The sequence below is a fragment of the Bacillus sp. FSL R5-0560 genome (assembly GCF_037966305.1).
Lineage (GTDB): Bacteria > Bacillota > Bacilli > Bacillales > Bacillaceae > Bacillus > Bacillus mojavensis.
Window position 1 is genome coordinate 1,010,525 of record NZ_CP150195.1, and the last position, 12,540, is coordinate 1,023,064.

Below are 12,540 nucleotides of genomic sequence, written 5' to 3' on the forward strand. Positions count from 1 at the left end.
GGCAGGTGATATATATGAGTGATTTCTTAAACAAAAGATTTTGGAAATACAGGGGCAAACGAATCCGCCCGTACATGAGAAATAACGTAAAATTAGCAGGCGCAATTATCTTTGTGCCTGTTTTTTTATTGTCTATGTTGATCTTTTGGAGAGAACAACTGGTTCATTTTGATCTTAACCGTGTTATAAAACATTTTGAGTGGAATGTACCTTTAATCATTAAAAGTGTTTTATGTTCTGTGTTAATTGCTGTTGGAAGCATAGTTGCATCTTACTTTCTTTTGTTTGACAGCTATAAGAAAATCCTTCACAGGCAAAAGATTGCTAAAATGATTTTCTCTAACAAGTTTTACGAAAAAGAAAATGTGAAAGTAAGAAAACTCTTTTCAAATGAAACTGACTCAAAGGAAAAAATCACATACTTTCCTAGAATGTATTATAGGGTCAAAAACAACCACATTTATATCCGTATTGCTATGGATATGAGCCGTTTTCAGAATCGCTTCCTAGACTTAGGAAAGGATTTGGAAAACGGCTTATTTTGTGACCTGGTGGATAAGCAAATAGAAGAAGGTTTTGTATGTTTTAAGCTTCTTTATGATGTGAAAAAGAATCGTATTTCCATTGATGATGCAGTAGCTGAGAATGGAGTCCTTCCGTTAATGAAGCATATTTCATGGCAATTTGATAAATTGCCGCACATGCTTATTGCGGGTGGTACAGGTGGAGGAAAAACATACTTCATGCTAACGATTATTAAAGCATGTGTTGGACTGGGGGCAGATATAAGGATATTGGACCCTAAAAATGCTGATTTAGCAGACTTGGAAGAAGTGCTTCCGAAAAAGGTGTATTCCCAAAAGAACGGTATTCTTATGTGTCTGAGAAGGTCTGTAGATGGCATGATGGAGCGCATGGATGAAATGAAGCAAATGCCTAATTATAAGACAGGTGAAAACTATGCCTATTTAGGCTTAAAACCTGTTTTTATCTTCTTTGATGAATATGTGGCATTTATGGATTTGTTAGATATGAAAGAAAGAAATGAAGCCCTTTCTTACATGAAGCAGTTGGTCATGTTGGGGAGACAGCCAGGTTACTTTCTCGTTTTAGGGGCACAACGTCCAGATGCAAAATACTTGGCTGATGGTATTCGTGATCAGTTTAGCTTCCGTGTGTCGTTAGGTTTAATGTCAGATACGGGCTACGGGATGATGTTTGGTGATGTTGATAAAGCATATGTGAATAAAAAAGAGACAGGGCGAGGATATGCCAATGTTGGCACTGGTTCGGTGTTGGAGTTTTACAGCCCTATCGTACCGAAAGGATATGATTTTATGTCGTCTATTAAAGAATCGCTGGCTGGAGTCGAGGGAGCGCAGGCGACGGCAGTCGCCAGCGGCAGCGTAAGCGACCAGACGGCCAGCGGCGAAGGAGTGAGCGAAGCGAATGGATGAGCTAAAACAACCCCCCCACGCTAACAGGGGGGTAGTAATCGTAAAAGAAAAAAATGAAACCGTTGAAAGTCCTTTGGTATCAATGGTTGACTATATTCGAGTCTCTTTTAAAACTCATGATGTTGACCGAATTATTGAAGAAGTTCTTCACCTTAGCAAAGACTTTATGACTGAAAAACAATCTGGTTTCTATGGCTATGTTGGCACGTATGAACTGGACTATATCAAAGTCTTTTATTCTGCGCCAGATGACAACAGAGGTGTTTTGATAGAAATGTCCGGTCAAGGTTGCCGTCAATTTGAATCCTTCTTGGAATGCCGGAAGAAAACATGGTACGACTTCTTTCAAGATTGCATGGCGCAAGGCGGTTCATTTACTCGCTTTGATTTGGCGATTGATGATAAAAAGACGTACTTTTCTATACCGGAATTATTAAAGAAAGCCCAAAAGGGCGAATGTATTTCACGCTTTAGAAAATCTGATTTCAATGGCTCCTTTGATCTATCTGATGGCATTACAGGCGGGACGACAATATATTTCGGTTCTAAAAAGTCAGAAGCGTACCTTTGCTTTTATGAAAAAAACTATGAACAAGCAGAAAAGTATAACATTTCGTTAGAAGAACTAGGCGATTGGAATCGTTATGAACTGCGGCTTAAAAATGAACGTGCACAAGTTGCCATAGATGCTTTATTGAAAACAAAGGATTTAACCTTAATCGCTATGCAGATCATTAATAACTATGTAAGGTTCGTTGATGCTGATGAAAACATCACTAGAGAGCATTGGAAAACGAGCCTTTTTTGGTCTGAATTTATAGGTGATATTGGAAGACTTCCTTTGTACGTCAAACCACAAAAAGACTTCTATCAGAAATCAAGAAACTGGCTTCGTAACTCTTGTGCTCCCACTATGAAAATGGTGCTTGAAGCCGATGAACATTTAGGGAAAACCGATCTATCAGATATGATTGCAGAAGCTGAACTGGCAGACAAACATAAAAAAATGTTAGATGTGTTTCTTGCTGATGTTACAGACATGGTCGTTTAAAAACAATCTGCTAAATCTTTATAAACACAGGTGATGCGAGTAAACGTATGTGTCAACGGTACCGGAACGAAGTGAGGATAAGGAGTTGACATATTCAGCGCTACCCAAACCCTCTTGGCATTGAACAAACAACCGTTTGTTCCTGCCTACCGGCGAGGGAGTCCCCCGATGATTCGGGGGAATAGGGGGCTAGATTAACAGCAATCCAACGGGCATCCGTTGGTGGGTTTGGGTGAAACCCAAGAACTTAAATCGGAGGGATAAGATGTTTAACATTAATCTGTTGAATAAGGCCCGACTGGAAAGTGATTTGGAGTCTCTTGGCTGTTTGGATATTGCTGAGGAATTGATCGAAAGAATGATGGAAGATGTCTTTTACAGTGATGTTGCTCAAAGAGTCATAGTTCAAACTCTTGCGGTTATAGATAACGTGAATGCCAAACTTCAAGCCACATTCAACATACTGGAGGATGAAGATGCTGAGACAGATGAAAGAATTGTGGAGTTTGAAGGAATTAGCTACTACCAATAAGGGGTGAAAATGTGCGGTGTCTGCTGTAGACAAACGATTCAAAAGCTTGGGTTTTAATGTGGGTATCCCCTCTTTAGTTTTTGTGAGAAGTTTAAGCAGAGATTGTATGTTGGTTGTCGAAGGCGAACGAATAAAAGGTTTTGCTGAATATCGTTACACATTTTACAAGACAAGGTATTTGCCGGACGGTCGAATGACTAGCTTAAAAGTTTATGTGGAGAATCAAAGCATAAAAAGGGTGTTACATCGTGTAGCATCCTTTTTATTATTCCTCGAAAAAACAAAATAGGTTTAAAGAAAGCGAGGTCTTTCATGAAACAGAGTGTTGAGGTTGTTGAAATTAAAGGTAAGCCAGTGGAAGTGATCGTGACGGAGTTAAATGAACCGAACTATGAAAAAATGGCGAGAGCCATTTTGAAAATGACAAGAAACATGAAAGTTAACCAGGAGGAAAGTGCTTAGAAATCTATGAAAGGAGAGTGAAACAAATTGCTCCATAAAGAAATTGGCTCGGATAAAAAAGATGATTCATTTTTTCGATCTGCCTTTCAAAAGCTGAAACGAATTGAAAGACCGGAAAAAGATAAACAGAAAGTTCCTCGTGACAGGTCGAAGCTGATAGCCGTTACATTGTGGTCTTGTGTTGGGGGCTTGCTGTTTATCTGCTTGCTCGCTGTGCTTCTATCAATTAACACACGATCCCAAATTAATGACATGAAAGAAGAAGCCAATAAGCCAACAAATGACGATAAACAAAAAATTTCGGTGACTGCTGCTGAAAACTTTCTATCAGGGTTCATCAATGAATATGTGAATGTGAAGAACGATCAAGAATCTATTGAAAAACGCATGCAGAGCCTTGAAAGCTACATGGTGAAACAGGAGGATAACCATTTTGAAGATGAAGAACGCTTCAATGTGGATGGTTTAAAAGGTGATCGAGAGTTGAAAGATTACAGCTTATATAACGTGAAAGAAGGTGATAAAAACAGCCTTTTTCAATATAAGGTCACATATGAAAATCTATACCCTGTAGAAAAGGAAGTTGAAAAAGAAGTTAAAGACGGAAAGAAGAAAAAGAAGGTGAAAGAAAAGGTTAAAACAAACGAAAAATCCGAAAAACAAATGTTGCTGAATATTCCAGTCACAAATAAAGGTGATTCCTTTGCGGTGTCTGCTGTTCCTTACTTTACACAGATCTATGATCTGAAAGGCAATATTGCTTCTGAGAGTAAAGAAGAAACTAGAGACGAATATGCAGGCGAGAAAAAAGAATCTATCGAATCATTCCTTCATACTTTCTTTGAAAAATACGCTTCTGAAAAGAAAGAAGAAATGGTTTATATGATGAAAAAGCCCGAAGCGTTGGAAGGAAACTTGTTATTTGGGGAAGTTCAGTCAATGAAAATCTTCGAGACGAAAAAAGGTTTCGAGGTTTTTTGTGCTGTTCGATTTAAGGAAAAAGAAAATGATATTCCGGTAAATGAAAAATTCAGTTTAGAGATTACGGAAAACAGCGGTCAGTTTTATGTAAATAAAATCAAACATCAATAGGAGGTTTAAATATGGATTTCATGAATTTCTTTATTCTTGGCGCAGACCTTCCAACACTTGGAGGGATAAAAGGATGGGCATCAGATGTTGTTGTCCAATTCATTACGATCGTGGTCATGTTCATAGCCGCAAAGCATCTTACGAAATTAAAAATGGGCGGCATTATTTTTGTCTGCTGTATTGGTAGTGCGGTGACTTGGATTATTAAACACTGGTCAGAATTCTCCGGTTGGATCAATGCACTAATGGAAAAATTGTAAGGGGGCATTTGAATGAGTCGTCTGGTGTTCAACTATCGGAAGGCAATGAGAGAGCCGAAAAAGATTCAGCAATTAACCGACAACTATTCATTACCTTTTGCAGTTGAATTAATACCGGCTATTAACTACTTCATTTTTGTTGGTATCTGCTTTGGCTTTTGGTACGGCGTGAGGATGATTTTTCCTCACGCTTTTGATAACAGTTTCGTCATCGTAATTTTTGGAATACCGATTTTTTTAACAATGCTGGTTACAAAAATAAAGCCGGAAGGCAAAAACATCTATTTATACTTCTTTGATTTTGCAATGTATTACTTCTTCATCAAGCTTCCACAAAAGAAGTTTTGCAATGACCGAAAGGTTGATTTAAGTAATGAAAAACAAATTGAGTTTCGAAAACTTGTGAAGGTGGTGGATTATTCGAATGAGACTAAAAACGCCTATGAAGGCAATACACAAGAATTTGCTGTTGACAAGAACGGGCGACGTTTGGGCGTACTACCGAATAAAGAGCAATTCGATTCCTATGCAAAATAGAGAAAAAGTTGAATCGTATAAGAAGAAGTGGCAGCATCTTTTCGAAGAAATTACATCTTATGAGGATTTTCACTTGATGATGTATCCAAGTGAGTATGAATTAAAAAAACGATTTAAGGATTTAGAAACAGATATTGCGGCAGATGCAATGGATGTGGCTCGTTACTACAATGAAGAAACGGTAAGGCTGTTAGAACAGCGATTAGGAAGGCTGACAAAGTATGATTTCATTTTAGGTGTAAAGCTGAAAAGCAGTCTTGTAAATATTAGTGTCGAACTAAAAGATAATATTTTATCTCTATTCAATACGGCGACTGATACTGTTGTGAAAATGCTCGGGTGGGAACAAAATGTTTCCACCTCTTTTTTTGAAAAATATGAGGAAGTCGAAGAAACACTAGCCAACATTATGGCTTCTGTTCGCGGAGAACGGCTTTCAGAATCAGAAATGACATATATTAACCGTTATCACTTTGTGCGTGGATTGAATCACCAGACGAATGAGGAAAGCGAAATAAAGGATGTTCGTTCGATAACAAATACTATCATAGATCCTACTGACCCATCAGTTTTACATTTGCATAGTGACCAAGATGAAGGTTATACGGCTTTTGTGGTGATTGACGAATTTCTTCACAATATGTCTGAAAGTGATTTGTTTTATGAAACGCAGTCACTTCCCTTCCCTGTCGAAGTCCAAATGAAAATACAAACGGAATCAAAATCAATTACTAAACCTGCCCTCAACCTCAAAAAACAGCAACTAAAAGAAGAACAAAAAGAACAACAAAGCACAGGTGATCGAAGTGATGTTTCCACTGTCACAAGTGCAACGATGGTAAGACATTTACAAGATGAGATTAAGAAAGAAGAAGTGCATTTGATGAACTGGCTATCTGTGATTGTCGTTCATGGGAAAACAAAAAAAGAATGTGTGGGTAAAGCAACAATTGTCAAAAGACACTTAAAAGGCGCTGGCATTACATGTCGCCTTCCGGTAGCTGACCAACTGAATCTTTTTTATAAGATGCTTCCCGGCGAAAAATTAGATATAACCGACAAGAACTGGATTCAAAAAACAACGCAAGACGGCGTGGCAGAAGGCCTTTTCGCTGTTAACTCTGATATTGGTTCGAAAATTGGATTCTTTCTCGGTTGGGTTGATCGTTTCCAAGAGCACACCGACTTAGAAAGTGCCATTATGTCCAGCCGTGATTTTGTCTTATTCCACCCTTTCTTAGCGAATCAGCAGTTAAAAGGTTCAAAGACACGTTCTCCTCACTGCCTAATCACAGGAGACACAGGAAACGGCAAGTCATATCTGGCGAAATTGATCTTTAACTATATCAGCATGTTAAACATTAAATCTCTTTATATTGACCCTAAAAAGGAAATGAGAAAGTGGATTCAAAGAGTCTTGAATGATGAGTATATTCGAGAGAACTTTCCCTTATATATTGCACATTTAGAAAAATACAACTATATCACACTAGATCATGAAAACACGCACAATTGGGGGGCGCTTGACCCTATCTCCTTCCTCCCTCCTATGAAAGCAAAAGAGCTGGTTCAAGTTATTTTTGAACAAGTATATGACTTTAAAGGGAAAGACGATGTGAACACAGCCTTCCTTCGGGCTACGTCAGAAGTAATTGAGGCAAAACAGAAAGGCGAACAGGTTGGCTCACTTGATATTATTCGGAGGATGCAGAAACATCCGGAAGAAGCTGTACAAAAAGCTGGCGACTATTTAAATGAGGTCGTTTCAGATTCCATTTTGAAACTTTGTATTCATGATGGTTCAAATCCTGCATTGTCACTTGAAAAACGAATCACCATTTTAGAAGTTGAAAATATGGATTTGCCGGATCATGCTGAGCGACTTGAAAACTACACGATATCACAACTAAAGTCTAGTGCGGTTATGTTTGCACTCGGTAAGTTCTGCGAACTATTTGGCATGAATCAAGATGAACAGACAGTTGAATTTATAGATGAAGCTTGGATATTTACCACGTCACAACAAGGAAAAAAAGTAGAAAGACAAATGCGCCGGATTGGTCGCTCATACAACAATGCGGAATACTTCATTTCCCAATCCACAAAAGACGCTTTGAAAGAAGAAGATTCCGGAAACTTTGGCGTTGCCTTCGCCTTTGACGAACCAAACGAACGTGAAGAAGTGTTGAAGTGGATGAATATGGAGGTCACAAAAGAAAACAAAAAAATGATGGAATCCATGTTCCAAGGTCAATGCTTATTTAAAGATTACTATGGGCGCACCTCCAAAATTTCAATTGAATGCCTATTCGAAGAATGGCAAGGTGCTCTGAAAACAGTTGAGAAAAAAGCTGTCGCATATGCGGAAGAAAAATATTTATAAAAGGGGTTGAAGTACATGGAAATAGCTTTCTTAAACTCTCTTGTGGTCACGAGTCCAGGATTTTATAAAGCTGAAAAAATTACACTGGACGAAGTAAAACAATGGCTGAATCATTATGACGGTCGATACAAAAGCTTCATCGGGCATAAATCAACAGCGCAGTTCCTGCAAAAATTATTAGGTATCAAGATTGAACAAAACCGAAAGACTTTCAGGCATATGAAATATCAAAAAGCAATCTGTTTCTCTCTGTATGAACGATATCCCGAAAACGTGCTGCTAACGCAAAGAGACTTAGAGAAAGCCAGATACCAATTTTATTTATTAACTCGGTTAGATTAGGAGGTGGCTGTGATGAAGAAAAAAAGGATTCTAATTGTATCGGCAATCGTGTTGCTGTTTCTAACTGTGGCATCAGCTATAACAGTATTTTCGGCTGACGGAGATACCACCACTCAGCCAAAAGTCGAAAAAGCTGGCGGCGTGGAATTGAAGGTGAAAAGGTTTCCTATCTCACGCTATCAAGCGAATAATGAAGCATCTGACGATTTAATAAAGGGGGCGTTTGTTGGACTGACAAACGTCACTTTTTCTTTTGCGGGAAACATTGTCCGTGTGGTTGATGCGGGAATGGATATTTTGTATAACTTGCAACCGATTGACGAGTTCGCAAACTCCATTACAAACGTTTCTAAATCAGTTTATAAAACTCTGAAAAAGAATTTCGGTGAAGCCTTATTCATCTTCACGTGTGGCTATGTCGTCTATCTGTTCTGTGTTAGAGGTAGCGCAAAAGAAGCAATGCGACGGAGTATTCTATTTATTTGTGTCATGGTGATCGGCGGACTTTGGATGTCAAACGCTGGTTATTACATGAAAGCGTTGAATGCTTTGTCTGTAGAAGCACAAGGAAAGCTTTTAACTGCGGGAAATGGTTTGGTTGGCATTGTTCAAGATGAAGGAAATTTTGCGGACAGTTCTGCGATTAAAAAAGGAAAGGAAATGGAAGGCACAGTTGCGGTTATGCGTAATCTTTACTTTGACATTGCTTTGATGAAGCCATTTCTAATCGTGAACTTTGGAGAAACAAGTGAAGCAAAAATTAATGAGAAAGGTGATTCGAAAGATAAGTTATCAAGGGTCGATAAATTGCTTTCATACAAGCTGTCAAAAGACGGAGAAAAAGCAAAACAGAAATATATAAAGGACACTGAAATTGAAAAATACGATAATGAGTCTATGACCTCTGGGAATGTCTTTAATCAACTTGGAGAATCTTTTATCGCTGTGATCGCTTCTATTGTCATTGGGATACCTTTTTTAGCATTAGCGTTCTTTAATTTCTTGCTTCAAATTATCGCTTTAGTGATTGTATTCTTTGTGCCATTTGCTTTCATATTGGCGTATGTTCCCCAATTAGCTTATTCGGGATTCGTTACGCTTGGACGGTTAGGGAGTGTTTATCTACTGAAAGCAATGTTAGGTATTATCGTTCTGTTTGTGTACGTAACTTGCTTTATCGTTGACAAGTTAATTCCTCCAAATGGTTTCGGAATGTATCTTTTAAATGTCGCTGTCCTTGCCTCAATCTTGTGGATTGGTTTTCACAAGAGGGATGCCATTATCAAGTTTGTGACTGCTGGAAAAGTTGTTTCAGTTGATAATAATATGATGGAAAACATGAGACAAAATGTTGTTCAACCAGCTTGGGAAAATGCGAAGAAAATAGGAAGCACATTGGGTAACGGAGGGGGCGTATTTACTGACTTTGCTAAGAATTTTAGGGGGAGAAAAAATGGTTCAAATACTGATGGCGTAACTGGTGCAACTGGTACTCCAAGTGGCGGCGGAAATTCTCCGAGTGGGGCTACTATGGGATATGATAATACTCATGCTATTTCAAGAACTCCGCAAAAAGAGACTGCTAACGGAATAGCTAGCCATAACAACCGAAACTTAAAGCGAAATCCTCAAACTCTATCCAAAGAACAACAAAAACAAAAAGAAGCCTTTGCAAATGCAAAAGAAAATAAACAGCAATCCCATTTAGACAGATTGAGAAAAGACGGAATAAACTCTCCTATGCTGAAAGATGCTTTGAATGCAGGAAATGAGGATCTACCCAAACGAGCACCTATCTTGCAGGATAAAAAGGATGAATCAGCTAGAACAGATCAAAAAGAATATGTTGAACAGCTTCTTAAACAGCCAGATAATCAGCAACAAACTGACGATGCATCATTACAACTTGAAGAAGAAACTACTTCTAATAGAGCACCAGTCTTACAAGAGAATGAAAAAGATACAGAACGCACTGATCAGAAAGCGTATGTTTATGAAGAACAAAATCAGAATCCTGAAACAGATCAGCAACAAGATTTTGAAGTCCAGAAAGATGATTCTGTTTCAAAGAGTGAGCCTGTAGCACAAGAGAAAACAGCAGACATCAAACGATCAGACCAAAAAGTGATGACGAATCAACCTGAACCGCAGCTCGGCTTTGAAAGTCCTCAATCAACAAAAGCAGAAAATCAGCCTATTGCCAATAACGAACGTAAAATCAGACCATCTGAACCCGCAAAAGTTCATTCAGATGGTATTCGTGTTGAGGAAAAACAGACTGTTGCTCCTGCTGGTGAAAGTAAGGCTCTATCAAGAGAAAAACAGCCTTCATCACAAACCATTAAACGGACTGAACAAAGCGTTAATATATTTGAGCAAGTGTCTTTAAATGATATTGGAAGGCGCACCTCGTCAAAAGTTGAAGATCGACTGAGAAGGGATGAAAGAAAAAGATGATAAGTAAAAAGGTAGTTCTTCCTTTGGTGTTCTCGGCTCCTTTTATCTTCTTTTTTGTTTTATGTATCGTAGTGGTTATGACAATTTCAAGAGAAAATCAAGTGGGTGACGATTTTATAGGCGGTGGGGATGGCGAATATGAAACAGTTGGCATTGCGCCGGAAGTCGAACGATTTAGGGCTGTATTTGAGAAGTACGCCCGTCAGGAAGGTGTTTTTGATCAAGTGAATATTATTATGGCGCTCACCATGCAAGAAAGTGGTGGGCGTTCTTTAGATATAATGCAAAGTTCCGAAAGTATCGGCTTACCTCCCAACTCCATAACTGACCCAGAACGTTCGATTGAAGTCGGCATTAAACATTTTAAGAAGGTTTTTAAACAGGCTGGCGGTGATGTTCGTTTAACCTTACAGGCATACAACTTTGGTTCTGGATTTATAGACTATGTCAAAAAGAATGGCGGGAAATACACAAAGAAATTGGCACTTGATTTCAGCCGATTGCAAGCTTTCAAAATGGGATGGAAAAGTTATGGTGATCCAAGCTATGTTGATCACGTTATGAGGTATGTGAAAGGTTCTGATAAAAATGTAGCGCCTGTGAATGGCTCTATGGATTTCTATGAAACGGTCATGAAAGAAGCTTTGAAGTATGAAGGGCAACCGTATGCCTGGGGTGGTTCAAACCCGAAAACTGGATTTGATTGTTCGGGCCTTGTTCAGTGGTCTTTTGCCAAAGCCGGAATTACTCTTCCAAGAACAGCACAGGAACAACATGGGGCAACAAAGAAAATAAGTGAAAAAGAAGCGACTGCGGGTGACTTGGTGTTCTTTGGCGGCACATATGAAGGAAAAGCCATTACTCACGTCGGCATCTATGTTGGCAATGGCAGAATGTTTAATTCAAATGACAGTGGAATCGAATATTCTAATCTGAAATCAGGTTATTGGAGAGATCACCTTGTATCTTTTGGACGAATTAAATAATTAGGAGTGGAAACATGAAAACACATATTGCATGGGCTTCGTCTTGTTTGTTATTAATATTGCTGACGGGATTTTTCACGAATGGACAGCAAACGTATAAGATTGAAAAGTTAAAGGATAAGAATGAAGTTTTGACAGAAAAAATTAAGGAATTGAACCATATAGAATCAACAAGCAGCACTTCGGAAAACAAGGCATTTTTTGAAGCGTTTTTTAATTACTCGGACATAGATAAGCGATATGAGACAGTTAAGAAGCATACAACTGGAAAAGGATTTGACTATGCATTCCCTTCTCGTTCTGATCAAAAGCACACAGTCAGTGTGCAAAGTGAATTACTTTCCTTAGAGAGTTATTCAAAACCCTTAGATCAATCCCATGAATTGTTTTTGAACATTGTAGAAATCTCAACGACTGCAAATTCAGTTACTACGAATCAAGTGTTGATTGTTCAAACGACTATGAAAAAAGATAAAGATGGTTGGTTAGTCGATAATGTGCAGGTTAAGGGAAATGGATAAAAAGTGGAAAAGGTTAAATTGTTTGTTTATACTAAATATTGAAAAAGGAGGGAATGTTTATTTTGAAAAACCTTTTTATTTTCCTTAGTTTGATGATGATGTTCGTTTTAACTGCATGTGGTGGTAATAAGTATGATGATGCGATTAATGAAGTTATTGATCTAGACAAAAAAAGCGCAAAAGAATCGGGCGCTGATACCAGTATATATACAAGAGAAAATGCTTTAATACGTGTGTATGATGGGGGAAAGTATATTCAAGTTGCTTTTTATCTTCCAGAAGATCATTCCCGTGAACTTTCACCATATGATTACTTTGAAAAACTAGGTGATAAATATGAAGAAATGGATAGCATGCCTGGAAACGGAGAGAATGATAGATTGGGTTTGTCAAAGAAAACACCAGACTATGAAGAAGCAAAAGGTGAAGAGACAAAGTTAGAGGAGTAGACCATGTGTTT

The 12,540-nt window shown here is 38.3% G+C and carries 14 protein-coding genes; all 14 read left to right on the forward strand.

Annotated elements, in window-relative coordinates; translation table 11 throughout:
- Positions 1-14 precede the first annotated feature (14 nt).
- The 14 genes from conQ to NST56_RS05125 all read left to right on the forward strand — a co-directional run bounded on the left by conQ (position 15) and on the right by NST56_RS05125 (position 12,529).
- On the forward strand, positions 15-1,457 hold the full coding sequence (gene conQ / locus NST56_RS05060; protein ID WP_339180445.1) for a coupling conjugation protein ConQ: 1,443 nt from the start codon (positions 15-17) through the stop codon (positions 1,455-1,457).
- Complete coding sequence (gene nicK / locus NST56_RS05065) at positions 1,450-2,508, forward strand: DNA relaxase NicK (RefSeq protein WP_339180448.1); 1,059 nt, start codon at positions 1,450-1,452, stop codon at positions 2,506-2,508. Before conQ ends, nicK begins: the two co-directional genes overlap by 8 nt.
- A 265-nt stretch (positions 2,509-2,773) precedes the next feature.
- Positions 2,774-3,040, forward strand: a complete 267-nt coding sequence (locus NST56_RS05070; RefSeq protein WP_106034475.1) for a hypothetical protein — start codon at positions 2,774-2,776, stop codon at positions 3,038-3,040.
- A gap of 16 nt (positions 3,041-3,056) precedes the next feature.
- Positions 3,057-3,329 (forward strand): hypothetical protein, encoded by a 273-nt coding sequence (locus NST56_RS05075; RefSeq protein WP_339180451.1) that lies wholly within the window; start codon positions 3,057-3,059, stop codon positions 3,327-3,329.
- Between the two features lie 23 nt (positions 3,330-3,352).
- Positions 3,353-3,502 (forward strand): hypothetical protein, encoded by a 150-nt coding sequence (locus NST56_RS05080; protein WP_003328171.1) that lies wholly within the window; start codon positions 3,353-3,355, stop codon positions 3,500-3,502.
- A 27-nt stretch (positions 3,503-3,529) separates the two neighbouring features.
- Positions 3,530-4,594 carry a conjugal transfer protein gene (locus tag NST56_RS05085; RefSeq protein WP_339180454.1) on the forward strand — a complete coding sequence of 355 codons (1,065 nt, stop codon included), beginning with the start codon at positions 3,530-3,532 and terminating at the stop codon, positions 4,592-4,594.
- Positions 4,595-4,605: 11 nt separating this feature from the next.
- A complete protein-coding gene (locus NST56_RS05090; protein ID WP_094231416.1) occupies positions 4,606-4,854 on the forward strand; it encodes a hypothetical protein in 249 nt (82 codons plus the stop codon).
- A gap of 12 nt (positions 4,855-4,866) precedes the next feature.
- Positions 4,867-5,391: a conjugal transfer protein gene (locus NST56_RS05095; RefSeq protein WP_339180458.1), complete on the forward strand. Its 525-nt coding sequence runs from the start codon at positions 4,867-4,869 to the stop codon at positions 5,389-5,391.
- Complete coding sequence (gene conE / locus NST56_RS05100; protein ID WP_339180461.1) at positions 5,279-7,774, forward strand: VirB4-like ATPase ConE; 2,496 nt, start codon at positions 5,279-5,281, stop codon at positions 7,772-7,774. The genes NST56_RS05095 and conE overlap by 113 nt, the downstream gene beginning before the upstream one ends.
- Positions 7,775-7,789: 15 nt before the next feature.
- Entirely contained in the window at positions 7,790-8,116 is a 327-nt protein-coding gene (locus NST56_RS05105) for a YddF family protein (protein WP_041904620.1), read from the forward strand.
- 3 nt (positions 8,117-8,119) lie between these two features.
- A complete protein-coding gene (locus tag NST56_RS05110; protein WP_339180466.1) occupies positions 8,120-10,573 on the forward strand; it encodes a hypothetical protein in 2,454 nt (817 codons plus the stop codon).
- On the forward strand, positions 10,570-11,559 hold the full coding sequence (locus tag NST56_RS05115; RefSeq protein WP_253600789.1) for a bifunctional lytic transglycosylase/C40 family peptidase: 990 nt from the start codon (positions 10,570-10,572) through the stop codon (positions 11,557-11,559). The genes NST56_RS05110 and NST56_RS05115 overlap by 4 nt, the downstream gene beginning before the upstream one ends.
- Positions 11,560-11,573: 14 nt before the next feature.
- Entirely contained in the window at positions 11,574-12,080 is a 507-nt protein-coding gene (locus tag NST56_RS05120; protein ID WP_339180471.1) for a hypothetical protein, read from the forward strand.
- Positions 12,081-12,133: 53 nt separating this feature from the next.
- Positions 12,134-12,529: a cystatin-like fold lipoprotein gene (locus NST56_RS05125; protein WP_133488375.1), complete on the forward strand. Its 396-nt coding sequence runs from the start codon at positions 12,134-12,136 to the stop codon at positions 12,527-12,529.
- Positions 12,530-12,540 lie beyond the last annotated feature (11 nt).